We start from the raw sequence: 23,438 nt of genomic DNA, 5'->3' as shown, positions 1-23,438 counted from the left end.
ACAATCTCGGCAACGTGCTGACGACGCAGCGCAAGTTCGACGCGGCGGTGGACAGCTATCGCGCGGCCGTCGCGCTGAACCCGGGCCGGGCGATCGTGCACGGCAATCTCGGCACCGCGCTGCTCGCGCGTGGCGACCTCGACGAATCCATCGCGACGCTGCGCCGGGCAGTCGAACTCGATCCGCGGGATCCGCAGGTCCACAACTGTCTCGGCAGCGCGCTGCGTGAAGCGGGTCGGAACGACGAAGCGATCGTGCATTTCGAACGGGTGATCGAGCTGTCCGGCGGCGACGTCGACGCACACCTCAACCTGAGCCGGGCGCTGAAGAGCCAGAACCGCATCGAGGAGTCCGTCGAGGCCGGCAAGCGGGCCATCGAGCTGGATCCGCGTCGGGCGGAGGGCTATGTGAACCTGGCCCACGCGTATTACTGGCTGGACCGTGTCGACGACGCGATCGTGCAGTACCGGCACGCGCTCGAATTCGATCCGGATTCGGCGGATATCCACCAGAACCTGTCGATCGCGCTGTGCCAGGCGCGGCGCGTTCATGAAGCGCTGGAGAGCGCGCATGCCGCAGTGGCACTCGAACCCGGCACCGCGCGCCGGCATGCGCATCTCGCGGACGTGCTGCGCAAGACCGGCGACGTCGACGCGGCGATCCAGTGCTATCGCCGCGCGCTGGAGTGTGATCCTGACAATCCTGGCACCTACACGTCGCTGCTGTTCTGCCTCGCGGGCCAGACCGCCTTCGACCCGGATGCGTACCTGGCGGATGCGCGCGTGTTCGGCGCGCGCATGTCGATGCACGCGCGACCGTGGCAGCACCGGCCGGCGCCGCTGAACGGGCGCAGGTTGCGTGTCGGCTTCGTGTCGGGCGATTTCCGGCGGCACCCGGTCGGCATCTTTCTCGAAAGCGTCGTCGCGCATCTCGATCGGTCGCGGCTCGAGCTCGTCGCGTTCACGACGTTCGACACCGAGGACGACTACACCGCGCGGCTGAAGCCGCATTTCGACGGCTGGCATCGCATCACGGATCTCGGGACGGAGCAGACGGCCCGGCGCATCCACGAAGAGCGGATCGACGTGCTCGTCGATCTGGCCGGGCATACGGCGCACAACCGGCTGCCTGCCTTTGCGTGGAAGCCGGCGCCGATCCAGGTGAGCTGGCTCGGCTTTTTCGCGTCGACCGGCATCGCGGAGATGGACTATTTCCTCGGCGATGCGCACGTGCTGCCCGCCGCCGAGGAAGCGCACTTCGTCGAGCGGCCGTGGCGTCTGCCGGACAGCTACCTGTGCTTCACGCCGCCGCCGTACGACGTGCAGGTCGGCCCGCTGCCGATGCTGCGCAACGGGCACATCACGTTCGGTTGCTTCGGCAAGCTCGTGAAGGTGACCGACGAGGTGGTGCGCGTCTGGTCGCGCCTGCTGCACACCGTGCCGGGCGCGAAGCTGCTGCTCAAGGCGTACGAACTCGCGGTCGAGGACATCTGCGATGCAACGCGCGCGCGCTTCGCGGCGCACGGCATCGACGCCGACCGGCTGATCCTCGAGCCAGGCTCGTCGCGCGACGCGTACTTCGCTGCTTACAACCGCGCGGACGTGATGCTGAGCCCGTTTCCGTACCCGGGCGGCACGACGACGGCCGAGTCGCTGTGGATGGGCGTGCCGGTGCTCGGGATGAAGGGAGAGCGGTTCGTCACGCACATCTGCGAGAGCCTGCTGCATGCGGCCGGTCTCGGCGACTGGATCGCGAGCGACGAAGCGGACTACATCGCGAAGGCCGTCGCGTTCTCCCGCGATCGCGGCGAGCTCGCGGCGATGCGTGCCGGGTTGCGCCAGCAGATGCAGCGTTCGCCGCTCGGCGACGCGAAGCGCTTCGCGCGGCATCTCGAGGACGCGTTCCACGGCATGTGGGACGCATGGCTCGCCGGCACCCCGGGCGACGTGCCGGCGCGGTAACGGCCGCGGCCGGACGGGCGCCGTGCCGCTGCGCATCGCGGCGCGGTGGGGGCGTCCCCAAAAAAAGAAGCCGCATCGCTGCGGCTCTTCGAGGAGGGCGCCCTCGCGGGCGTCGTAGTTGTTCTTGTTCGATCTGCGTCGGTGCGGTTCAGCCGAGCATCCCGGTCGACTGATAACGCGATGCCGCGTCGATGCGCTGCAGCGCCAGCCGATGATTCGTCATCAGCCGCTCGCGGCCGGCCATCGCCTGTTCGGTGATGATCGCATCGAGCCGCTGGATCTCGCGGATGATCGCGAGCGCATCCGGCGTCTGGTCAGCGTCGAGCGACATCAGCAGCGCGGCGCGTTCGTTCACGAGCGCGGCGGCGCGCTCCCATGCGTCGTGCGAGACGGCGTCCGCGAGCGCGTGCGTGAGCGCCAGCGCGCGTGTCAGCGAAGTGTGTTCCATGGCGAGAAGTCCTCGTGGGCGGTGGCCGGGTGCCGGTCCGTCACTTGTTGGTGGCAAGCGTGCCGGCGCTGCTCGACCCGCCGAACAGCTGCGTCAGGTACTGCTGGTTGTTCTGCATCTGCGTCATCAGCGTGTTGAGCGCGGTGAACTGCGCGTTGTACTGGGCCGTGAGCGCGGTCTGGTAGTTCTTCAGCTGCGTCGCCTGATCCTGCAGGTTCGACAGGTCCTTGTTCAGCGAGGCCGTGCGCTGGTCGATCAGGCCGCCCGTCTGCGAGTACGAATTCGCGAAGTTGTTCAGCGCGACCCCGACGCCGTTCGTCGAGTTGAAGATCGCGGAGACGGCCGAGCCGTTGGTCGTGAGGGCGGTCTGCAGCTTCGTGCTGTCGACCGTCAGCGTGCCGTCGGTGTTCAGGTTGATGCCGATCGACGACAGGCTGTAGGTCTTGCCTCCCGTCGTGACGCCACCGCTGAGCGCGGTCGCGAGGCCGTTCGTGATCGAGTTCAGCATCGCGTCGCCGAGCAGGGGGCCGGCCGTCGAGCCCGAGGACGTGCTCGTGTACGACGACAGGCTCGATGCCGTCGTGACGAAGCTCGAATACGCCTTCGCGAAATTGTTGATCGCCGTCGTGATGCCGGTCGTGTCCTGCGCGATCGTGAGCGTCTGCGTCGTGTTGACCGCGGCTGCCGTCAGGTTCAGCGTGACGCCGGTCAGCGCGTTGGAGATCTGGTTCGTCGCGCTCGTCACGGTGCTGCCGGCGATCGTGATGTTGGCATCCGCGGCGGGCGTCACCGTGTTGTAGGTCGACTGGGTCGAGTCGAGCTTGCTGTTCAGGCCGGCACCCGCGGTGATCGACACCGTGTTCGTCGCCCCCGTGTTGTTCGAGGAGAGCACCAGGTGCTGGCCGTCGGACGCATTGATCACCGTGGCCGTCACGCCCGGGTTGTTCGAGGCCTTGTTGATGTTCGCGGCGATCGTCGCGAGCGTATCGGTCGACGAGACCGACACCTGCATCGAACCGCTGCCGACGCCGACGGTCAGCGTGCCGCTGCCGATCGTGTCGGACGACGTGAGCGCCGGCGACGAAATCGAGTTGGCGGTCGCGACGGCATTGACTTTCACCGTGTACGTGCCGGCCGCCGCGCCGCTCGCGGTGGTGGCGGTGAGGCCGGAGCCGCTGGCCGTCGCGGTCAGTGCCGACAGCGTCGTGCCGTCGGTGAGGCCCGTCAGCGCCGTTTGCAGCGCCGCGAGCTGCGACTTGATCTGCCCGATCGCGGATAGTTCGGTGTTGTCGGACGTTTGCTTGTTCGCGAGTGCGGTCGATTGCGCGGTGGTCTTCGCGGTGACAAGCGCGGAGACGAGCGAATTGACGTCGAGCGACGACTTCGTCGAGCCGCTGATGAGGGACTGCGCAGCCTGCTGGAGCGCGGTGTTCAGGTCGCTGGTGGACGTGGTGGTGGTGGTCGTCGAGGTCATTCGGGGGCTCCGGTCCGCGTCGCCGGACAGGTTCGGGCGAATCGCGCGTCGGTGTCGAACACGCGCGCAACGGGAGGTGAGCTTCCCGGGTGCGCGATGAAAAGGCGCGGGCGCCGGACCGAGGTCGCGGCGCCCGTGCCGGCGGCCGGCGCGTCGCGAGACGCGCGCCGCCGGTCGTGGGGTATTAACCCAGGAGCTTCAGAACCTGCTGCGGCAGCGAGTTTGCTTGTGCCAGCACCGAGATGCCTGCTTGCTGCAGCACTTGCGCCTTGCTCAGGTTCGCCGTTTCCGTCGCGAAGTCCGCGTCGGTGATCTGCGAACGCGCTGCCGACATGTTCGTCGATTGCGTCTGCGTGTTCGTGATGGCCGACTGGAACGTGTTCTGCGTTGCGCCGAGCGTTGCCTGGAACGTGTTGACCTTCGTCAGCACTGCGTCGATCGAGCCCATTGCGGCTTGCGAATCCGTGACGCTCGAAACCGTCAGCGCGGAGAGGCCGAGGTTTGCCGAGTCCCAGCTCTGCGTGCCGAAGTCCGCAGCGATCGTCTGGCCGTTGACCGCGCCGATCTGGAAGCTGACGGTGCTCAGGCCTTGCAGGACGGACTGGCCGTTGAACGTCGTTTGCGTTGCGACGCGCGAGATTTCCGTCAGGCGGGTCGAGACTTCCGACTGCAGGTTTGCACGTGCGTTGGAGTCGAGCGAGCCGTCGCCTGCTTCAACTGCCAGCTGGCGGATACGCTGCAGGTTGTCGACGATCGACTGGAGCGCGCCGGCCGTCGTCTGGACCATCGAGATGCCGTTGTTCGCGTTCGACACGCCTTGGTTCAGCGCGTTGATTGCGGCCGTCTGGGTCGTCGCGATTGCGAGGCCCGCTGCGTCGTCTGCTGCGCTGTTCACGCGCTTGCCCGACGACAGGCGGTTGATCGCTTGCGACAGCGCGTTTTGCGAGCCCGACAGATTCGTCTGCGTCGACAGCGAAAGGATGTTGGTGTTGATGTTCAGCATTTGCTTCCTCGTTTTGGAAAATGCCTGAGTTCAGACAGGATCAGGTTCGTTTTCGGCGTTGCGCTTTATCGCGAGTGGCGCTGCCCGCCTTTCCTGGTTGACGGCGGCACCCGGCGAAAACTTTAGAGGGATGTGTGAGGAAAATCGGGACGGAATGTGGCGATCGCCGCGCAGGCCGCGCCTGGCTTGGGTGACAGCGATTTCGGGCAGGTTGCGCGACGGTCCCGTTGGATGGCGTACGCGGCCGCGCCGCGCGGGGCGGCGAGCCGGAATCGACAAAAGGATAGTTTTGTCTGTGATTTCCTGATATGATGGCGGGCTGAATTGAGATTTTCTGTCAAGCCTGTGCCGTCTCGGCATTCTTGCTGGCAGTCAAACGCGGCGCTGCACGCGGCTTGTGAAGCGTACCCGCGGTGCTTTGTGCCTCTCTTTTCCGGCCTCCGAGGCCGTATTTCCGCTCGTTTCGCCTGTTGTGGGGACGCCCGGATGGCCGGTGCGTGGCGCTTGGCCGCTACGTTTTTGACCGTTTAAGCAATTTAGGAACGACATGACGACGATTCTTCTGAAAGAAAACGAGCCGTTCGAAGTGGCGATTCGCCGCTTTCGCCGTGCTATCGAAAAAAATGGCCTGATCGCTGAACTGCGCGAACGCCAGTCCTACGAAAAGCCGACCGCAGTCCGCAAGCGCAAGAAGGCAGCAGCCGTCAAGCGCCTGCACAAGCGCCTGCGCAGCCAGATGCTGCCGAAGAAGCTCCACTAAGAGCATCTCCGGTTCGCCGCGAAACGGCGGAGCGTGCTTCGAAAGAAGCCGCTCCGCCGTTTTGCTTTTCCGGGCCGGAAAAAGGGCGTTGGTCTCGGGTTTCAAGCCTTGGCGGGGCGGTCGCCTGACGGCGACGCGCCTGATTCGACGGATTGCCGACGGCTTCGAGCCGCCGCCGGGCGCGTTCCGATGCTGTCATCGCGACGCTCAGCGTCGGCGTGACGGGGATCGGTATCAGTTTGAAGAAGCGCAGCGCGTGTGTGTGGGGCCGCGGATGGCGTTGTGATGTGCCGATGCGCCAACCCCCGGCCCGCCGGGCGGGTTTCGTCGCCGTCAACCTGCCTTGCGGCTCCGTGCCGGCTGCTGCTTGCCCCCGAGCGCCGCGCATTTGGCGTGACACGGACAGCCGGTCTCGTGGTCGTTGACCATCCCGGTTGCCTGCATCAGCGCGTAGCAGATCGTCGAGCCGACGAACTTGCAGCCGTACTCCTTCAGCGCCTTGCTGAGCGCATCCGACTGGGCAGTCGACGCGGGCGCGTCGCGATACGACTGCCACGCGTTCTGCACCGGCGTGTGATCGACGAACGACCACAGGAATTGCGCGAGCGAGCCGTGGTCGTCGCGAATGCGCTGCACGGCCCGGGCATTGGTCACCGCGGATTCCACCTTCGCGCGATTGCGCACGATGCCCGGATTTTCGAGCAGCTTCTCGATGCGCTTCGGCGTGAAGCGCGCGACCGCGTCGACATCGAACTCGGCGAACGCCTCGCGATAGCCGGCGCGCTTGTTCAGGATCGTTGACCACGACAGGCCCGCCTGCGCGCCTTCCAGAATCAGCATTTCGAACAGATGGCGATCGTCGTGCGACGGCACGCCCCACTCGGTATCGTGATAGTGAGCATCCGCTTCCGTCCTTACCCAGTTGCACCGCTGCGACATCGTCAGCCTCGTTCCAGTGTCGATTCGATCGTGCCAGCATAGCGGAAGGCCCATTCACGGCATAGCTGGCCGAACGGCAGATGGGCGCGCGGCGCCGATCCGGTTAAGCTTGGCGCCTGTTCGAATCAGCAGGATCTACGCATGACGGCACTACTTTTTGCGATCGGCGTCGACGGCGGCGGCACCGGCACCCGCGTGGTACTGGCCGACCGGCACGGGCGTGAGCTCGCGCAGGGGCGCGGCGGCCCGTCGGGGCTCGGCCTCGGCATCGAGCGCGCGTGGGCATCGATCGGCGCTGCCTGCGCCGACGCCTTCACGCAGGCGGGGCTCGCGTTCGACTGGTCGCAATGTGCGCTCGGTTGCGGGCTCGCGGGCGTCAACAATGCCGCGTGGCTCGCCGCGTTCCGTGCGCAGGCACCGCTCGACGCGCTCGCGATCGAGAGCGACGCGTATACGACCGTCGTCGGCGCGCACGGCGGCGCGCCGGGGCTCATCGTCGCGCTCGGCACGGGCAGCATCGCGGCGGCGCTCGACGCGGCGGGCGACTGCCGCATCGCGGGCGGCTTCGGTTTTCCGTCCGGCGACGAGGCGAGCGGCGCGTGGCTCGGCATGCGCGCGCTTGCATACGCGCAGCAGGCGCTCGACGGCCGCGTGCCGCGTGACGCGTTCGCCGGCGCGCTGCTCGCGGAAACGGGCGCGCACGATCGCGACGCACTCGTCCAGTGGTCATGCGATGCGAACCAGACGATCTACGCGCGCCTCGCGCCGATCGTGTTCGCGCACCGCGACCATCCTTGTGCGGCGGCGCTGATCGCGCAGGCCGGCGATGAGATCGGCAAGATGATCGACGCGCTCGATCCTCGGCAGGCGCTGCCGGTCGCGCTGTGCGGCGGGCTGGCCGACGCGTTGGCGCCGGCCGTGCCGGCACGCCACGCGGCCCGGCTGCGCGCGCCGCTCGACGATTCCGCGCACGGTGCGTTACGGCTTGCGCTGCAGGTGTTGAGGGCGACGGAAGCGGGGTGAGCGGTTCAAGCGGGCGGCGTGCGGTGAGTGGGCCGAGCAGGCCGAACGGCCCGAAACCCGCTCCATTCCCCAACCGCCCGGCGGCCCTCCGGGCACGACGTTAAAATGGCGGTTCCGCAGCGTCCCGCTCGCCATTCACCCGTCCCCATGTACAAAGTCATCGCCACCGATCTCGACGGCACCCTGCTGAACAGCGACCACCAGCTCGATCCGTACACGATCGAGACCGTCCGCCGGCTCGACCGCGACGGCCTGCAGTTCGTGATCGCGACGGGGCGCCACTACGCGGACGTCGCCGGCATTCGGGACGTGCTGGGCATTCGGCCGTACCTGATCACGTCGAACGGCGCGCGCGTGCATGCACCGGACGACACGGCGATCCACGCGCAGGACATCGATCCCGCGATCGTCCGCGGCCTCGTGCAGCCGGGCGTGACCGGCGCGCACGGGCGCGTGATCGTCAACCTGTTTACCGACCGCGGCTGGCTGATCGACCGCGACGCGCCGCACCTGCTCGAATTCCACCAGGATTCGGGATTCCGGTACGACGTGATCGACATGTCCGCGCACGACGGCGCCGATATCGCGAAGGTGCTGTACATCGGCGAGCCGGCCGATCTGGCGGTGGTCGCCGAGCAGATGCGCGTGCGGTTCGGCGATGCACTGTACGTCACGTACTCGCTGCCCGACTGTCTCGAAGTGATGACCGCCAACGTGTCGAAGGGCCGCGCGCTGCGTTCGGTGCTCGCGCGGCTCGGCGTCGACGCCGGCCACTGCATTGCGTTCGGCGACAACATGAATGACATCGATCTGCTCGAAACGGCCGGTCACGCGTTCATGATGAACAACGCGAACCCCGACCTGATCGCGCACCTGCCGCACATCCCGCGAATCGGCAACAACTTCGACGCGGGCGTCGCCCGTCACCTGCGCATGCTGTTCGCGCTCGAGGACACCCTCGACGGCGTCGCCGCTTCCTGAGCGGCCATGAAAAACGGGCGCCAGCGGCGCCCGTCCAAATTACCTGCCTCTATGTTGTTCGACAGCGTGAGGCTCGCTGCTCTGCTCGCGTGACCCCGTAGTGTTTTATTCGTTGGTGCGAGCGGATGCGGGCAGCAGGCCGACGGCATCGTCGCGCCCTGCGATGAGTGGGTAGACGATCCCGGCGATTGCCGCACCGATGATCGGCGCGACCCAGAACAGCCACAGCTGGCCGATCGCCTCGCCGCCCACGAACAGCGCCGGGCCGGTCGAGCGGGCCGGGTTGACTGACGTGTTGGTGACCGGGATCGAGATCAGGTGGATCAACGTCAGGCACAGGCCGATCGCGATCGGCGCGAAGCCGGCAGGCGCGCGCTTGTCGGTGGCGCCGAGAATCACGAACAGGAAGAAGCCCGTCATCACGACTTCGCAGATGAACGCCGCGCCGAGCGAGTAGTGGCCGGGCGAGCGCTCGCCGAAGCCGTTCGTCGCAAAGCCGCTGCCGACGACGTCGAAGCCCGGCTTGCCGGTCGCGATCAGGTACAGCACGAACGCACCCAGCGTGGCACCGACCACCTGCGCAACGATGTACGGCGCGAGATCGCGCGCCGGGAAGCGGCCGGCGACCGTCAGGCCGACGCTCACCGCCGGATTCAGGTGGCAGCCCGAAATATGGCCGATCGCGAATGCCATCGTCAGCACGGTCAGGCCGAAGGCGAGTGCGACGCCGGCAAAGCCGATGCCGAGGCCCGGAAAGGCGGCGGCCAGCACGGCGCTTCCGCACCCGCCGAGCACCAGCCAGAACGTGCCGAATGCCTCTGCAGCCAGACGCTGAGAAAGATTCATGTAAGGACCTCGTTCAAGTGGGTTGAAGACAAACGGACGACCGGATGAGTTATTCCGACGCCCGGAATTGGTCTGGATTATAGGAAATGAATCGGGTTCGAGAGGGTCAACGATTGTTAAATCTGAATGGCTGGCGAATGGCTTTTATTAGAATAAGTCCGCATTCTCGATATCGACGAATCGGTTAAAGATGACAGCATTAATTTCGAAGAGCAGGGCGGCGGTACGATGACGTAACGGATGTTGGCGTTCCGGCCGAACTCGCCGGAGCCGCATCATGGAAAAGGGGAGTCGAAAAATGTCTCAATACGCGAAACTCAAGGCGCAAATCGCCGACTTGCAGGCCCAGGCGGAGGACGTGCGTCGCCAGGAAGTGGCGGCGGTGATTGCCGACGTCCAGCGAATGATTGCCGAATATGGCCTGACGGCCGAGGATCTGGGCTTCGCGGAGCGAGCGCGGCGCGGCCGTCCGCCGAAAAAGGCGCCGCTGCCCCCGAAATACCGTGATCCGAAGTCGGGTGCAACCTGGAGCGGGCGCGGCAAGCCGCCGAATTGGATCGTCGGGAAAAACCGCGATCGTTTCCTGATCGAATGACCGCGCAAAAATAAAGAGCCGCATCGACGATGCGGCTCTTTGGCGTTTTCGGGATTTTCACGCCGATTTCGGCGCGAATTTTACCGGGTATTTCCTGACGAATTTCGGCGTCAGGCGCCCGCGACCTGGCGCAAGGTCGGCCGTTTTGCCGCCGTGCAAAGCGATTCGTAAGTTTCGACATAACGCCGCGCCATCGCTTTCGAGCTGAAACGCGTATCGAAACGCGCGCGGATCGCATCGCGCGACAGGCTGTCGATCCGGTGCAGCGCACCGACGGCGCCCTGCACGTCCTCGACGATGAAGCCGGTCACGCCGTCCTCGATCACTTCCGGCACCGAGCCGCGGTTGAACGCGACGACCGGCGTGCCGCAGGCCATCGCCTCGATCATCACCAGGCCGAACGGCTCCGGCCAGTCGATCGGGAACAGCAGCGCCTTCGCGCCCGACAGGAACGCGGGCTTCTGCGCCTCGTTGATCTCGCCGATGAATTCGACGTGCGCCTCGCCGAGCAGCGGTTCGATCACTTCCTTGAAGTAGTCGGCGTCGGCCTTGTCCACCTTCGCGGCGATCTTCAGCGGCAGCCCGCTCTGCGCGGCGATCCGGATCGCGGTGTCGACTCGCTTTTCGGGACAGATCCGGCCGAGGAACGCGAGGTATTCGGGCTTCACGTCCGGTTGCGGCGTGAGCAGCGTGTCGGGCAGCCCGTGATACACGGTGCCGGCCCAGGCGGCCTGCGGCAGCGGCTTGCGCTGGTTGTTCGAGATCGACACGACCGGCGCGTCCGGGAATGCGTCGAACACCGGCTGCAGCTCCGGCAGGTCGAGGCGGCCGTGCAGCGTCGTCACATAAGGCGTATCGAGGCGCGACATCAGCGAGAACGGCAGGTAGTCGAGGTGGAAGTGCAGCACGTCGAATTCGTGCGCGACACGGGCGACCTGCTCGATCAGGCGCATATGGGGCGCCATCGAATCGCGGATCGACGGGTCGAGCCGCAGTGCGCGCGGCCATGCCGCCTCGAGACGGGCGGACGTGACGGAGTCGCCGCTTGCGAACAGCGTCACGTCGTGGCCGAGCTCGACGAGCGCCTCGGTGAGGTAGGACACGACACGCTCGGTGCCGCCATAGAGTTTCGGCGGGACAGCTTCGTAAAGGGGCGCGATCTGGGCAATACGCATGGGCGTTCTCCGGTGTCGACCAGCGAGGGGCGCTCAAGTGCGCATGCTGGTCCGATGCAGGGTTGCGGAACTCGCCGACGCACGCGCTCTGCGGTACGTGGCCCGGTCCGGGGCGCGGTGCGCGGGAGGCCGGGCGGCAAGCTGCGGGGCGGGCCGGCGCGGCTCCCGCCGCCGCCCATTGGAGTCCATTATCGATATCGCCTTCAGGGGTTCGAGTGTTTTTTCAAACACTTAAGGCTTGTTACACCGTGAAATACGCGAAAACCCCGATAAAAGGGGTGCGGAAACACAAAGCGATATGGCAACGAGAATTGTTGCGCTATCGTGAAAAACCACTATAATTTTTTCCGATTCACTTTCCGGCAGCCTTGCCGGAAGGCCTTCAGCCGGATTCGTCCCGTGTCGGACCGCATCGTCGACGAATTCGCGCGTCACCCGCCCCGCCGTTTGTTCCCTTTCAATTCGCCTTGTCGGAAAAATTCCTACACGGTTTACAGACAAATCCTGCGCGGCATACGCCACTTCGCTGATACCGGCATAAATGCCGTTTGGCCAAAATTCGCCCTGTAAGAATATAAACGTGCCGACGGAGCGCCCAGCGGGGCCTGATCGAGCAAACGTTTTCATAACATGAACGGCCAAAGCAAAGCTCTTAACGGGGGAATCATGAGCGCCAACAGCGAAATGCTCAGTGAGATCAAAGAGGTCAACCTGTCGTACCTCCTCCTCGCGCAGCGCCTGCTGCGGGAAGACAAAGCGATGGGCATGTTCCGCATGGGAGTTTCCCAGGAACTGGCCGATGTGCTCGCGAACCTCACGCTCGCCCAGACCGTGAAGCTCGCCGCATCGAACCAGATGTTGTGCCGCTTCCGCTTCGACGATCACGCGTTGTTGTCGTCGCTCGCCGACAAGGGGCGCAGCGACGTCGTCACGCACGCGCATTCGGCCATCCTGATGGCCGGCCAGCCGGTCGAAAGCGTCCGCTGATCCTTCCCCGCCTTGCGTTCGTCCCGGCGCGCCGCGCCGGCAGGCAGCGTCTTGGCCACTCATCCGAACAACGTCAAGCGGACGATTATTCACCATGGCAAGCAAAAGCGTCGTGATCGAGGTGAAGGAAATCACCCTCGCCATCGAACTGATCGAACTGGGCGCCCGGCTGCAACTGCTGGAGGCGGAGACGAGCCTGTCGCGCGATCGCCTGATCAAGCTGTACAAGGAGCTGAAGGGCGCGTCGCCGCCGAAGGGGATGCTGCCGTTCTCGACCGACTGGTTCATGACGTGGCAGCCGAACATCCACTCGTCGCTGTTCTACAACATCTACCGGTTCATGCAGGACCACGGTCGCTGCGAGCCGATCCAGTCGATCGTGAAGGCGTACCGGCTCTATCAGGAGCACGTGAAGCTGTCCGGCGACGAGGCCGCGCTGAGCCTCACGCGCGCGTGGACGCTGGTGCGCTTCTTCGACTCGGGGATGCTGCAGATGACCCCGTGCACGCGCTGCGGCGGCCACTTCGTCGCGCATGCGCATGATCCGCATCAAGGTTTCGTGTGCGGCCTGTGCCAGCCGCCGTCGCGCGCGGGCAAGACCCGCAAGGCCGCCGCCGCGCGCGCCGAGCTGTCCGCCGCCGCGGCCTGAGCGCCGGGCCGGGCAAGGCCGGGCGGGGCGCGAGCGGACGCCTCACGGCTGCCGCTCGCCGCGCGAACCGCGCGGGGCTTGCTGGTAAACACCGCCGCGCCGCCGCGGCGCGGCCGCGAAAGTTTTCCTGCCGACTGCCGTAAACCTGATTAACGGCGGTCTCCCCGCCGGTCATTCGTGAGGGACAGGCAGTGCTGATTATCGTGGGAACACTCGTGACGCTGTTGTCCGTCTTCGGCGGTTACGCGCTGGCAGGCGGGCATCTGGGCGCATTGATCCAGCCGGTCGAGATCCTGATGATCGCGGGCGCGGGCGTCGGCGCGTTCATCCTCGGCAACGGCATGAAGACCATCAAGGGGACGCTGCGTGTGCTGCCGACGCTCTTCAAGGGCTCGAAGTACACCAAGGACGTCTATATGGAGTTGATGGCGCTCCTGTACGTGCTGCTCGCGAAGGCGCGCAAGGAAGGCACGCTGACGCTCGAGGCCGACATCGACGATCCGGACAAGAGCCCGATCTTCACGCAATACCCGAAGATCCTCGCCGATCGCCACATCGTCGAATTCCTGACCGACTACCTGCGCCTGATGGTGGGCGGCAACATGAACGCGTTCGAGATCGAGAGCCTGATGGACGAGGAGATCGAGACGCACCACGCGGAAGGCGAGGGCCCGGCGCACGCGCTGATGCGCGTCGGCGACGCGATGCCGGCGTTCGGGATCGTCGCGGCGGTGATGGGCGTCGTGCATACGATGGCATCCGCCGACAAGCCGCCCGCGGTGCTCGGCGCGATGATCGCGCAGGCGCTGGTCGGCACGTTCCTCGGGATCCTGCTGTCGTACGGGCTGATCGGGCCGCTCGCGAGCCTCGCGGAGCAGCGCGTGGCCGAGTCGACCAAGATGTTCCAGTGCATCAAGGTGACGATTCTCGCGAGCCTGAACGGCTATGCGCCGGCGATCGCGGTCGAGTTCGGCCGCAAGGTGCTGTACTCGACCGAGCGGCCGTCGTTTACCGAGCTCGAAGAGCACGTGCGCCGCGTGAAGGCGAAGTGACGCGGAGCGTTCGATGAGCAAGAGCAAGGATCGCGCGATCGTCGTGAAACGGGTGGCTCCGCAGAAGAAGGGCCACCACGGCGGCGCATGGAAACTCGCCTATGCGGACTTCATGACCGCGATGATGGCGTTCTTCCTGCTGATGTGGCTGCTGAGCTCGGTCACGCCGGTGCAGCTGAAGGGGATCGCCGAGTATTTCAACACACCGCTGAAGGCCGCGCTGTTCGGCAGCGGCGATCGCAGCTCGCAGGACTCGAGCATCATCAACGGCGGCGGCCGCGACCTGTCGAGCCTCGACGCCGGCACGCTGCGCCGCACCGACGGCACGACGTCGCTCGCCGACCGCGTCGCGAAGGCCGGCGACGACAAGACGCGCTCGCAGGCGCAGGGCGCGCAGGACCGGCTCGAGCAGACGCGCCTGCACGACCTGCAGATCAAGTTGATGGCGGCGATCGAGGCGAACCCGACGCTGCGCCAGTTCCGGCAGCAGATCCGCATCGATTCGACGCTGATGGGGCTGCGCATCGAGATCGTCGATTCGCAGAAGCGGCCGATGTTCGCGATGTCGAGCGATCACGTCGAGCCGTACATGCGCGACATCCTGCGCGAGATCGGCAAGACGCTGAACGACGTGCCGAACCGGATCATCGTCCAGGGCCACACCGACGCGGTGCCGTACGCGGGCGGCGAGGGCGGCTACAGCAACTGGGAGCTGTCGGCCGACCGCGCGAACGCGTCGCGCCGCGAACTGATCGCGGGCGGCATGGACGAGGCGAAGGTGCTGCGCGTGCTCGGCCTCGCGTCGACGCAGAACCTGAACAAGGCCGATCCGCTCGATCCGGAAAACCGCCGGATCAGCGTGATCGTGCTGAACCGCAAATCCGAAGACGCGCTGATGCGCGACGACGCGACGACCACGACGCTGTCGGCCGACGCGGCGGGCTCGAAGCTGCTGGCCCAGCAGCTCGGCGGCCCGGCGCAGGCCGCGCGACCGGCGCTGGCGAGCGCCGTCGCCGTGGCACCGAAACCCTGACGTTTCCCAGATTTCGAGACAGACATGATCCGAACCATTCTCGCCATCGACGACTCGGCGACCATGCGTGCGCTGCTGCAGGCGACGCTGGCGCAGGCCGGCTACGACGTGACGGTGGCGCCGGACGGCGAAGCCGGCTTCGACATGGCGGCCACCGTGCCGTACGACCTGGTGCTGACCGACCAGAACATGCCGCGCAAGAGCGGGCTCGAGGTGATCGCCTCGCTGCGCAAGCTGACGGCATACGCGGACACGCCGATCCTCGTGCTGACCACCGAAGGCAGCGATGCCTTCAAGGACGCCGCGCGCGACGCGGGCGCGACCGGCTGGATCGAGAAGCCGATCGACCCGGCCGTGCTGATCGACCTGGTCGCGACGCTGTCCGAACAGACCGCCTCCTGACATGAACGCGACGAATCCAACCGGTGACCGGGCATGACTCTCGACATCACGCAGTTCTACCAGACCTTTTTCGACGAAGCGGACGAGTTGCTCGCGCAGATGGAGCAGCTGCTGCTGAACCTCGACGTCGGCTCGCCCGACCCCGAGGACCTGGCCGCGATCTTCCGCGCCGCGCATTCGATCAAGGGCGGCGCGGCGACCTTCGGCTTTTCCGCGCTGACCGAGACGACCCACATCCTCGAGTCGCTGCTCGACCGCGCGCGCAACCATGAGCTGACGCTGACCAAGGAAATGGTCGATGCGTTCCTCGAGACCAAGGACGTGCTGTCCGACCAGCTGGTCGACTATCGCGCGAGCGCGGAACCGGACGCGGCGGCTGCCGCGACGATCTGCGCGAAGCTCGAGCGCCTGAAGGCCGAGAGCGGTGCGGATGTGGCCTCGGCCGTCGTGCCGGCCGCAGCGGCCGAAGCGGCCGAAGCGGCCGCACCGGCGCCGGCGCCTTCCACCGACGACCGCGTGCCCGATCACGTGGTCGAACAGGCCGTCGCGGCCGCGCATCCGGCGGACGACGCCGTCGCGGGCGGCCCGCACCTGAAGATCACGCTCGTCGGCGTCGACGCGAAGGACCAGGCACTGCTCACCGAGGAGCTCGGCAATCTCGGCCGGATCGTCGGCCGCGAGGAAGCGGGCGCGGACCTGACGCTGTGGCTCGAATCGGACGTGCCGTCCGACGACATCGTCGCCGTGTGCTGTTTCGTGATCGACGACAGCCAGATCCGCATCGCGCGCGGCACCGCGCCGGCCGCACCGGCGCCTGCCGTCGCGCCGGCCGCGCCCGAACCGGCCGCGGCGCCGGAGCCGGCCGCACGCGTCGAGGTATTCGCGCAAGCCGCCGGTGCCGCACCGGCCGCCGTCGCACCGCAAGCGCCGGCGCAGCCGAGCGCCGCCGCGCAACCGGCGCCGCAACCCGCGCCGCAACCGCAGGCCGAACCCGCCGCGCCGGCTGCCCACGCTGCCGCGCACCACGACGACAAGCGTCCGCGCCCGGCCGCCGCCGCATCGGCCGCCGAAGGCAGCTCGATCCGCGTCGGCGTCGAGAAGGTCGACCAGCTGATCAACCTGGTCGGCGAACTCGTGATCACGCAGGCGATGCTCGCGGAAACGGCGAGCGCGTTCGATCCGGCGCTGCACGACCGCCTGTTCAACGGGATGGCGCAACTGGAACGCAACGCGCGCGACCTGCAGGAAGCGGTGATGTCGATCCGCATGATGCCGATGGACTACGTGTTCAGCCGCTTCCCGCGCCTCGTGCGCGACCTGGCCGGCAAGCTCGGCAAGCAGGTCGAGCTCGTCACGTTCGGCCAGGCGACCGAGCTCGACAAGAGCCTGATCGAGCGGATCATCGACCCGCTCACGCACCTCGTGCGCAACAGCCTCGACCACGGGATCGAGACCGTCGACAAACGCGTCGCCGCGGGCAAGGATGCGGTCGGCCAGCTCGTGCTGTCGGCCGCGCATCACGGCGGCAACATCGTGATCGAGGTCAGCGACGACGGCGGCGGCCTGAACCGCGAGCGGATTCTCGCGAAGGCCGCGAAGCAGGGGATGCAGGTATCCGACAACATCAGCGACGACGAAGTCTGGCAACTGATCTTCGCGCCGGGCTTTTCGACCGCCGAGACGGTGACAGACGTGTCGGGCCGCGGCGTCGGGATGGACGTCGTGAAGCGCAACATCCAGTCGATGGGCGGCCACGTCGAGATCTCGTCGCAGGCCGGCCGCGGCACGACCACGCGGATCGTGCTGCCGCTCACGCTTGCGATCCTCGACGGGATGTCGGTGAAGGTCGGCACGGAGATCTTCATCCTGCCGCTGAACTTCGTGATGGAGTCGCTGCAGCCGTCGAACGACGACATCTACACCGTCGGCAACGGCGAGCGCGTGGTGCGCGTGCGCGGCGAATACCTGCCGCTCGTCGCGCTTCACGAGGTGTTCTCGGTCGAGGACGCGCGTACCGATCCGACCCAGGGGATCGTCACGATCATGGAAACCGAGGGGCGCCGCTTCGCGATGCTGATCGACGAGCTGGTCGGCCAGCAGCAGGTGGTCGTGAAAAACCTCGAAACGAACTACCGCAAGGTGCACGGCATCTCGGCGGCGACCATCCTCGGCGACGGCAGCGTCGCGTTGATCGTCGACGTCGCGGCGCTGAACCGTGAAACCCGTGCGACGCACGGCGCCCGAGCCGGCGCCGAGCTCGCAATCTTCTGACTCTCGCCATTCAACTGATTGGGGGCAAACGTGTCTGCTGAAGTCCAAATGATCAATACGGCCGCGGCGAACGCGGCGACCAGCCGCCGCGACGCGGAGCAGGGCGATGCGACGGGCCAGGAGTTCCTCGTCTTCACGCTCGGCGACGAGGAATACGGGATCGACATCCTGAAGGTGCAGGAAATCCGCGGCTACGACAGCGTCACGCGCATCGCGAACGCGCCCGAATTCATCAAGGGCGTGATCAACCTGCGCGGGATCATCGTGCCGATCGTCGACATGCGGATCAAGTTCCATCTCGGCCGCGTGGAGTACGACCACCAGACCGTCGTGATCATCCTGAACGTGTCGAACCGCGTGGTCGGGATGGTGGTCGACGGCGTGTCGGACGTGCTGACGCTGCAGACCGACCAGATCATGCCGGCGCCGGAATTCGGCGCGACGCTGACGACCGAGTACCTGACGGGCCTCGGCACGGTCGACGGCCGGATGCTGATCCTGATGGACATCGAGAAGCTGATGTCGAGCCGTGAAATGGCGCTGATCGAGACGCTCGGCGGGTAAGCGCGCCGCGCGCGCAGGAATTTCGGGAGAATCTGCAATGTTGCATAACTGGTCGATCCGCACGACGCTGACGGCGGTCGGACTCATCCTCGTGTGCCTGGCCGCCGCGGTTGGCGGGCTCGGCCTTTACGCGCTCGATCACGCGAGCCGTTCGCTCGACGAGATCGCGCACGTCGACCTGCCGGCGATCCACACGCTGGACGACACGGCCGCGCACCTGCTGCGCTCGCGCATTGCGCTCGATCGCTTCCGTACGCTGACCGAAGCCGGCAATGCGGCCGAGGCGGCGAAGGTGCTCGACCGCGCGCAGGAGCTGTACGCGAAGTCGAACCAGAACTGGCAGGCGTTCCAGTCGACGCCGAAGCTCGGTGTCGAGCAGGCGCTCGTCGACGAGCTCACCGCCCGCTACACGACGATCGTGAAGGAAGGCGTCGAGCCCGAATTTGCCGCGGCGCGCGCGGGCGACATGGCGGCGTATCACGCGATTGCCGACGCGAAGATCAGCCCGATGTTCGTCGCGTTCGACCAGACGGCGGCGGCCGTGATCGCATCGCTGCAGAAGCGCGCGGAAGAACGCCAGGCCGCGACGCAGTCGCAGATCTCGCTGATGGTCGGCCTGATCGCGGCCGGCATCGCGATCGCGTTCGTCGTCGTGATCGCGATCCGCTTCGCGCTGCGCGGGCTGATCGTGAAGCCGCTCGAGGACGCGATCGCGCACTTCGAGCGCATCGCAGGCGGCGACCTCACGCAGCCGGTGAACGTGTTCAGCACGAACGAGATCGGCCGCCTGTTCGGCGGCATCAAGCGGATGCAGGACGCCGTGACGACGATGGTGCAGGCCGTGCATCGCGGCACCGAGTCGATCGACGTCGGCGCGCGCGAAATCTCGACCGGCAACACCGACCTGTCGCAGCGCACCGAGGAGCAGGCCGCGTCGCTGCAGGAAACCGCATCGAGCATGGAGCAGCTGACCGGCACCGTGCGGCAGAACGCGGAGAACGCACGGCAGGCGAGCCAGCTCGCGGTGAACGCGTCCGACATCGCGACGCAGGGCGGCGAGGTGGTCGGCCAGGTCGTGTCGACGATGCAGGACATCGCGGCGAGCTCGGGCAAGGTCGTCGACATCATCGGCACGATCGAAGGCATCGCGTTCCAGACCAACATCCTCGCGCTGAACGCGGCGGTCGAAGCCGCGCGCGCGGGCGAGCAGGGCCGCGGCTTCGCGGTGGTCGCGGGCGAAGTGCGCTCGCTGGCGCAGCGCAGCGCGAGCGCCGCGAAGGAAATCAAGCAGCTGATCGGCGACTCGGCCGAGAAGGTCGACAGCGGGTCGGCGCTCGTCGCGCGGGCCGGCTCGACGATGGACGAGATCGTGCAGGCCGTGCGCCGCGTGACCGACATCATGGGCGAGATCAGCGCCGCGTCGGAAGAGCAGTCGACCGGCATCGAGCAGGTCAACCGCGCGGTCGGCCAGATGGATTCGGTCACCCAGCAGAACGCGGCGCTCGTCGAGCAGGCAGCGGCCGCGGCCGCATCGCTCGAGGAGCAGACGCGCCAGATGAAGGCGATCGTGTCGGCGTGGCGCGTCGCGGGCGGCATCGCGCTCGCGCCGGCGCGCAATGCTGCAGGCCCGGCCGCGCGCGCACCGGCGCCGGCGCCGGCGTTGCCGTCGGCGCACCGTCACGAAGCCTCGCCGGCCGCACTGCCGGCACCGCAGGCTGCCGTGCAGCCGGCCCGTCGCGCCGCACCGGCGCCGCATGCCGCGGCACCGGCCGCGAGCCACGAAACGAAGCGTGCGCCGGACGCCGCTGCCGCACGCGCATCGAAGGAAGCGCCGGCCGCGGGCGGTTATGGCCCGCGTCTCGCGAAGGCGGCCGCCGCACCGGCGCAGAAGCCTGCCGAGAAGCCCGCGCTGGTGCGCCCCGCGCTGAACGGCGAGAAGCCGGCGATGGCGGCAGCCGGCACGTCCGACGACGACTGGGAGACTTTCTAAGCCATGCCGTCCGCGCGCGCACCGTTTCGACCCGATGCACCGGATGCCTCGCCCCGCGCGGGCGAGCCGGGGCGCGACTTCGCGTTCACCGGCGCGGATTTCGCACGCATCCGCGCGCTGATCCATCAACGCGCGGGCATTTCGCTGTCCGAGCACAAGCGCGACATGGCGTACAGCCGGCTCGCACGCCGGCTGCGCGCACGCGGCCTCGACACGTTCCGCGACTACCTCGACCTGCTGGAGCAGGAGAACGATCCGCTCGAGTGGGAAGCGTTCACCAACGCGCTGACGACGAACCTGACCGCGTTCTTCCGCGAGTCGCACCATTTCCCGATCCTGGCCGACTTCGTGAAGGGTCGCGCGGCGCCCGTGTCGGTGTGGTGCTCGGCGGCGTCGACCGGCGAGGAGCCTTATTCGATCGCGATCACGCTGATCGAGGCGCTCGGCGAATCGGCCGCGCGCGGCGCATCGATCCTCGCGACCGATCTCGACACGCAGGTGCTCGCGAAAGCCGAGGCCGGCATCTATACGTACGACCAGGTCAAGCACCTGAGCCCGGAGCGGCTCAAGCGCTTCTTCCTGAAAGGCACGGGCGCGCAGGCCGGCCGCGTGAAGGTGCGCCCGGAACTGCGCGCGATGATCCGCTTCGAGCAGTTGAACCTGACCGATGCCGACTACGGGATCGCGAAGCCGTTCGACGCGATCTTCTGCCGCAACGTGATGATCTATTTCGACAAGCCGACGCAGGGGCAGGTGCTGTCGCGCTTCGAGCCGCTCGTGAAGCCGGGCGGCCTGCTGTTCGCCGGGCATTCGGAGAATTTCACGTACGTCTCGCAGGCCTTCCGGCTGCGCGGGCAGACGGTGTACGAACTGACGCGCGATGCCGCGCCGGGCCTGCGCCCGCGCGGCGCCGCGCCGGCCGCGGCGGTGCCGCCGCGCGCCCATGTGCGTGCCGCGGTCGCCGCGCCCGCTTACGGAGAACGCGGATGAGCGCCCTGCCGATCGCGACCAATCGCTACTTCGACAACCACTTCGAACGCCCGGGCGTGAAGCTGCTTCCGAACGAGTTCTACACGACGTCCGAGGACATGGTGCTGATGACCGTGCTCGGCTCGTGCGTCGCCGCATGCCTGCACGACCCGTTGGCGGGCATCGGCGGGATGAATCACTTCATGCTGCCCGACGACGGCGCCGATGCCGGCGCGGCCGCGTCGGAGTCGATGCGCTACGGCGCGTACGCGATGGAAGTGCTGATCAACGAACTGATCAAGGCCGGCGGGCGCCGCGAGCGCTTCGAGGCGAAGGTGTTCGGCGGCGCGGCCGTGCTGGCCGGCATGACGACCATCAACATCGGCGACCGCAACGCCGATTTCGTGCGCCGCTATCTGGCGCTCGAACGCATCCGCATCACCGCCGAGGACTTGCAGGGCGTGCACCCGCGCAAGGTCGCGTTCATGCCGCGCACCGGCCGCGCGATGGTGAAGAAGCTGCGGCTGCAGGTGCCGGGCGTGACCGAGCGCGAAGCCGCGCTGGCGCGCGAGGCCGACCGCGTGCGCGCCGACCGGCAGCGCGCGCACGTCGAGCTGTTCGCGGCGAAGCGGCCGGCCGCGCCGCCGCCGGCACGCCCGCGCATCGAGCTGTTCGGAGCACGCGGCGGCACGGGCGCGCAGACGACGAACACGAAGGCCGGCAGCCCGTATGCGGCCAACCTTTCGAGAAAGCAGGAGGCATGACCGCAGTGCAGAAGATCAAAGTGTTGTGCGTCGACGACTCGGCGCTGATCCGCAGCCTGATGACGGAGATCATCAACAGCCAGCCCGACATGGAAGTGTGCGCGACCGCGCCCGATCCGCTCGTCGCGCGCGAGCTCATCAAGCAGCACAACCCGGACGTCCTGACGCTGGACGTCGAAATGCCGCGCATGGACGGGCTCGACTTCCTCGAGAAGCTGATGCGCCTGCGGCCGATGCCGGTCGTGATGGTGTCGTCGCTGACCGAGCGCGGCTCCGAGATCACGCTGCGCGCGCTCGAACTCGGCGCGGTGGATTTCGTCACGAAGCCGCGCGTCGGGATTCGCGACGGCATGCTCGACTACGCGGAAAAGCTCGCCGACAAGATCCGCGCGGCATCGCGCGCGCGCGTGCGCCAGGCGCCGCAGCCGCAGGCCGCCGCGCGCGCGGCGAGCGGCCAGCCGGCCGCGCCGATGGTCAACAACCCGCTCGTCAGTACCGAGAAGCTGATCATCATCGGCGCGTCCACGGGCGGCACCGAGGCGATCCGCGAGGTGCTGACGCCGCTGCCGCCGGATGCGCCGGCGGTGCTGATCGCGCAGCACATGCCGCCCGGCTTCACGAAGTCCTTCGCGCAGCGGCTGAACGGCCTGTGCCGGATCGCGGTGAAGGAAGCCGAACACGGCGAGCGCGTGCTGCCGGGCCATGCGTACATCGCGCCGGGCCACGCGCACCTGCTGCTCGCGCGCAGCGGCGCGAACTACATCGCGCAGCTGTCCGACGAGCCGCCGGTGAACCGGCACCGCCCGTCGGTCGACGTGCTGTTCCGCTCGGCGGCGCAGCACGCGGGCAAGAACGCGATCGGCGTGATCCTCACGGGGATGGGCCGCGACGGCGCGGCCGGCCTGCTGGACATGAAGCGCGCGGGCGCCCACACGTTCGCGCAGGACGAGGCGAGCTGCATCGTGTTCGGGATGCCGCGCGAGGCGATCGCGCTCGGCGGCGCGGACGAGGTCGCGCCGCTTTCCGAGATGAGCCGGCGCGTGATGGCGCGGCTGGCGACGATGGGCGACCGCGTACAGCGCGTCTGAATGAAATGTCACGGGGCAGCTGCGATGCGGCGGGCCCCGACGGTAACGAATCTGCAAAGGAACGACGATGGACAAGAGCATGAAAATCCTGGTGGTGGACGATTTCCCGACGATGCGCAGGATCGTCCGCAACCTGCTCAAGGAACTGGGCTACACGAACGTCGACGAAGCCGAGGACGGCGCTGCCGGCCTCGCGCGGCTGCGCGGCGGCGGCTTCGACTTCGTGATCTCCGACTGGAACATGCCGAACCTCGACGGCCTCGCGATGCTGAAGGAAATCCGCGCGGACGCGACGCTCACGCACCTGCCGGTGCTGATGGTCACGGCGGAGTCGAAGAAGGAGAACATCATCGCGGCCGCGCAGGCGGGCGCGAGCGGCTACGTCGTGAAGCCGTTCACGGCCGCGACGCTCGACGAGAAGCTGAACAAGATCATCGACAAGATGGCCAAGGCCGGGAGCTGAC

23 protein-coding genes are annotated in these 23,438 nt (G+C 67.2%); 17 read left to right on the top strand and 6 right to left on the bottom strand.

Annotation, left to right across the window (positions count from 1 at the left end):
- A partial coding sequence (locus DIE11_RS28715) for a tetratricopeptide repeat protein (RefSeq protein ID WP_124628664.1) occupies positions 1–1,961 on the top strand: 1,961 nt, incomplete at its 5' end.
- A 148-nt stretch (positions 1,962–2,109) separates the two neighbouring features.
- Here DIE11_RS28715 and fliT read toward each other — a convergent pair.
- The 3 genes from fliT to DIE11_RS28700 all read right to left on the bottom strand — a co-directional run bounded on the left by fliT (position 2,110) and on the right by DIE11_RS28700 (position 4,886).
- The gene (fliT, locus tag DIE11_RS28710) at positions 2,110–2,409 is read right to left on the bottom strand and encodes a flagellar protein FliT (RefSeq protein WP_059601958.1); all 300 of its coding nucleotides are present in this window, start codon (positions 2,407–2,409) and stop codon (positions 2,110–2,112) included.
- Positions 2,410–2,449: 40 nt separating this feature from the next.
- The gene (gene fliD / locus DIE11_RS28705) at positions 2,450–3,883 is read right to left on the bottom strand and encodes a flagellar filament capping protein FliD (protein WP_124628662.1); all 1,434 of its coding nucleotides are present in this window, start codon (positions 3,881–3,883) and stop codon (positions 2,450–2,452) included.
- A 184-nt stretch (positions 3,884–4,067) separates the two neighbouring features.
- Entirely contained in the window at positions 4,068–4,886 is an 819-nt protein-coding gene (locus DIE11_RS28700) for a flagellin domain-containing protein (RefSeq protein WP_059452616.1), read from the bottom strand.
- A 547-nt stretch (positions 4,887–5,433) separates the two neighbouring features.
- Between DIE11_RS28700 and rpsU the strand changes: the two genes are divergently transcribed.
- Positions 5,434–5,646: a 30S ribosomal protein S21 gene (gene rpsU / locus DIE11_RS28695; protein WP_006401410.1), complete on the top strand. Its 213-nt coding sequence runs from the start codon at positions 5,434–5,436 to the stop codon at positions 5,644–5,646.
- Between the two features lie 333 nt (positions 5,647–5,979).
- On the opposite strand, the gene DIE11_RS28690 is transcribed toward rpsU, so the two are convergent.
- Entirely contained in the window at positions 5,980–6,585 is a 606-nt protein-coding gene (locus DIE11_RS28690) for a DNA-3-methyladenine glycosylase I (RefSeq protein ID WP_059601954.1), read from the bottom strand.
- A gap of 141 nt (positions 6,586–6,726) precedes the next feature.
- Here DIE11_RS28690 and DIE11_RS28685 point away from each other — a divergent pair, with 141 nt between their 5' ends.
- On the top strand, positions 6,727–7,608 hold the full coding sequence (locus DIE11_RS28685; RefSeq protein WP_124628660.1) for a BadF/BadG/BcrA/BcrD ATPase family protein: 882 nt from the start codon (positions 6,727–6,729) through the stop codon (positions 7,606–7,608).
- Between the two features lie 147 nt (positions 7,609–7,755).
- Entirely contained in the window at positions 7,756–8,589 is an 834-nt protein-coding gene (locus DIE11_RS28680; RefSeq protein WP_124628658.1) for a Cof-type HAD-IIB family hydrolase, read from the top strand.
- Positions 8,590–8,694: 105 nt separating this feature from the next.
- On the opposite strand, the gene aqpZ is transcribed toward DIE11_RS28680, so the two are convergent.
- Positions 8,695–9,435 carry an aquaporin Z gene (gene aqpZ / locus DIE11_RS28675; RefSeq protein WP_124628656.1) on the bottom strand — a complete coding sequence of 247 codons (741 nt, stop codon included), beginning with the start codon at positions 9,433–9,435 and terminating at the stop codon, positions 8,695–8,697.
- Between the two features lie 298 nt (positions 9,436–9,733).
- Here aqpZ and DIE11_RS28670 point away from each other — a divergent pair, with 298 nt between their 5' ends.
- A complete protein-coding gene (locus DIE11_RS28670; RefSeq protein ID WP_124628670.1) occupies positions 9,734–10,030 on the top strand; it encodes an H-NS histone family protein in 297 nt (98 codons plus the stop codon).
- 110 nt (positions 10,031–10,140) lie between these two features.
- On the opposite strand, the gene DIE11_RS28665 is transcribed toward DIE11_RS28670, so the two are convergent.
- On the bottom strand, positions 10,141–11,205 hold the full coding sequence (locus tag DIE11_RS28665; protein ID WP_124628654.1) for a glycosyltransferase family 4 protein: 1,065 nt from the start codon (positions 11,203–11,205) through the stop codon (positions 10,141–10,143).
- A 666-nt stretch (positions 11,206–11,871) separates the two neighbouring features.
- Between DIE11_RS28665 and flhD the strand changes: the two genes are divergently transcribed.
- From flhD to cheY, 12 genes are all read left to right on the top strand, one after another.
- Complete coding sequence (gene flhD, locus DIE11_RS28655; RefSeq protein ID WP_059601943.1) at positions 11,872–12,192, top strand: flagellar transcriptional regulator FlhD; 321 nt, start codon at positions 11,872–11,874, stop codon at positions 12,190–12,192.
- A gap of 94 nt (positions 12,193–12,286) precedes the next feature.
- Complete coding sequence (flhC, locus tag DIE11_RS28650) at positions 12,287–12,841, top strand: flagellar transcriptional regulator FlhC (RefSeq protein WP_059601940.1); 555 nt, start codon at positions 12,287–12,289, stop codon at positions 12,839–12,841.
- 191 nt (positions 12,842–13,032) lie between these two features.
- Positions 13,033–13,893, top strand: a complete 861-nt coding sequence (motA, locus tag DIE11_RS28645; RefSeq protein WP_059601938.1) for a flagellar motor stator protein MotA — start codon at positions 13,033–13,035, stop codon at positions 13,891–13,893.
- A gap of 13 nt (positions 13,894–13,906) precedes the next feature.
- Entirely contained in the window at positions 13,907–14,926 is a 1,020-nt protein-coding gene (gene motB, locus DIE11_RS28640; protein ID WP_124628652.1) for a flagellar motor protein MotB, read from the top strand.
- A 24-nt stretch (positions 14,927–14,950) separates the two neighbouring features.
- Entirely contained in the window at positions 14,951–15,328 is a 378-nt protein-coding gene (locus tag DIE11_RS28635; RefSeq protein ID WP_124628650.1) for a response regulator, read from the top strand.
- Positions 15,329–15,361: 33 nt separating this feature from the next.
- Complete coding sequence (gene cheA / locus DIE11_RS28630; RefSeq protein WP_124628648.1) at positions 15,362–17,599, top strand: chemotaxis protein CheA; 2,238 nt, start codon at positions 15,362–15,364, stop codon at positions 17,597–17,599.
- Between the two features lie 48 nt (positions 17,600–17,647).
- Entirely contained in the window at positions 17,648–18,163 is a 516-nt protein-coding gene (cheW, locus tag DIE11_RS28625; protein ID WP_059601930.1) for a chemotaxis protein CheW, read from the top strand.
- Between the two features lie 37 nt (positions 18,164–18,200).
- Positions 18,201–20,153, top strand: a complete 1,953-nt coding sequence (locus tag DIE11_RS28620) for a methyl-accepting chemotaxis protein (RefSeq protein WP_124628646.1) — start codon at positions 18,201–18,203, stop codon at positions 20,151–20,153.
- A gap of 3 nt (positions 20,154–20,156) precedes the next feature.
- Positions 20,157–21,143, top strand: coding sequence for a CheR family methyltransferase (locus tag DIE11_RS28615; protein ID WP_124628644.1), 987 nt, complete (start codon positions 20,157–20,159; stop codon positions 21,141–21,143).
- The gene (cheD, locus tag DIE11_RS28610; RefSeq protein ID WP_059601924.1) at positions 21,140–21,886 is read left to right on the top strand and encodes a chemoreceptor glutamine deamidase CheD; all 747 of its coding nucleotides are present in this window, start codon (positions 21,140–21,142) and stop codon (positions 21,884–21,886) included. The genes DIE11_RS28615 and cheD overlap by 4 nt, the downstream gene beginning before the upstream one ends.
- On the top strand, positions 21,883–22,974 hold the full coding sequence (locus tag DIE11_RS28605; RefSeq protein ID WP_059601922.1) for a chemotaxis response regulator protein-glutamate methylesterase: 1,092 nt from the start codon (positions 21,883–21,885) through the stop codon (positions 22,972–22,974). The genes cheD and DIE11_RS28605 overlap by 4 nt, the downstream gene beginning before the upstream one ends.
- A 67-nt stretch (positions 22,975–23,041) precedes the next feature.
- Positions 23,042–23,437, top strand: a complete 396-nt coding sequence (cheY, locus tag DIE11_RS28600; protein ID WP_006754880.1) for a chemotaxis response regulator CheY — start codon at positions 23,042–23,044, stop codon at positions 23,435–23,437.
- Position 23,438 lies beyond the last annotated feature (1 nt).

This window comes from Burkholderia sp. Bp9012, assembly GCF_003853825.1.
GTDB classification, from domain to species: Bacteria; Pseudomonadota; Gammaproteobacteria; order Burkholderiales; family Burkholderiaceae; genus Burkholderia; species Burkholderia diffusa.
The sequence above is the reverse complement of the archived record's forward strand: the minus strand, read 5'-3'. Positions and strand labels throughout refer to the sequence as shown.

Bases quoted from the DNA above. Each gene is read 5' to 3' on its own strand.
- fliT (WP_059601958.1), bottom strand. From the start codon at position 2,409: ATGGAACACACTTCGCTGACACGCGCGCTGGCGCTCACGCACGCGCTC.
- fliD (WP_124628662.1), bottom strand. From the start codon at position 3,883: ATGACCTCGACGACCACCACCACCACGTCCACCAGCGACCTGAACACC.
- DIE11_RS28700 (WP_059452616.1), bottom strand. From the start codon at position 4,886: ATGCTGAACATCAACACCAACATCCTTTCGCTGTCGACGCAGACGAAT.
- rpsU (WP_006401410.1), top strand. From the start codon at position 5,434: ATGACGACGATTCTTCTGAAAGAAAACGAGCCGTTCGAAGTGGCGATT.
- DIE11_RS28690 (WP_059601954.1), bottom strand. From the start codon at position 6,585: ATGTCGCAGCGGTGCAACTGGGTAAGGACGGAAGCGGATGCTCACTAT.
- DIE11_RS28685 (WP_124628660.1), top strand. From the start codon at position 6,727: ATGACGGCACTACTTTTTGCGATCGGCGTCGACGGCGGCGGCACCGGC.
- DIE11_RS28680 (WP_124628658.1), top strand. From the start codon at position 7,756: ATGTACAAAGTCATCGCCACCGATCTCGACGGCACCCTGCTGAACAGC.
- aqpZ (WP_124628656.1), bottom strand. From the start codon at position 9,435: ATGAATCTTTCTCAGCGTCTGGCTGCAGAGGCATTCGGCACGTTCTGG.
- DIE11_RS28670 (WP_124628670.1), top strand. From the start codon at position 9,734: ATGTCTCAATACGCGAAACTCAAGGCGCAAATCGCCGACTTGCAGGCC.
- DIE11_RS28665 (WP_124628654.1), bottom strand. From the start codon at position 11,205: ATGCGTATTGCCCAGATCGCGCCCCTTTACGAAGCTGTCCCGCCGAAA.
- flhD (WP_059601943.1), top strand. From the start codon at position 11,872: ATGAGCGCCAACAGCGAAATGCTCAGTGAGATCAAAGAGGTCAACCTG.
- flhC (WP_059601940.1), top strand. From the start codon at position 12,287: ATGGCAAGCAAAAGCGTCGTGATCGAGGTGAAGGAAATCACCCTCGCC.
- motB (WP_124628652.1), top strand. From the start codon at position 13,907: ATGAGCAAGAGCAAGGATCGCGCGATCGTCGTGAAACGGGTGGCTCCG.
- DIE11_RS28635 (WP_124628650.1), top strand. From the start codon at position 14,951: ATGATCCGAACCATTCTCGCCATCGACGACTCGGCGACCATGCGTGCG.
- cheA (WP_124628648.1), top strand. From the start codon at position 15,362: ATGACTCTCGACATCACGCAGTTCTACCAGACCTTTTTCGACGAAGCG.
- cheW (WP_059601930.1), top strand. From the start codon at position 17,648: ATGATCAATACGGCCGCGGCGAACGCGGCGACCAGCCGCCGCGACGCG.
- DIE11_RS28620 (WP_124628646.1), top strand. From the start codon at position 18,201: ATGTTGCATAACTGGTCGATCCGCACGACGCTGACGGCGGTCGGACTC.
- DIE11_RS28615 (WP_124628644.1), top strand. From the start codon at position 20,157: ATGCCGTCCGCGCGCGCACCGTTTCGACCCGATGCACCGGATGCCTCG.
- cheD (WP_059601924.1), top strand. From the start codon at position 21,140: ATGAGCGCCCTGCCGATCGCGACCAATCGCTACTTCGACAACCACTTC.
- DIE11_RS28605 (WP_059601922.1), top strand. From the start codon at position 21,883: ATGACCGCAGTGCAGAAGATCAAAGTGTTGTGCGTCGACGACTCGGCG.
- cheY (WP_006754880.1), top strand. From the start codon at position 23,042: ATGGACAAGAGCATGAAAATCCTGGTGGTGGACGATTTCCCGACGATG.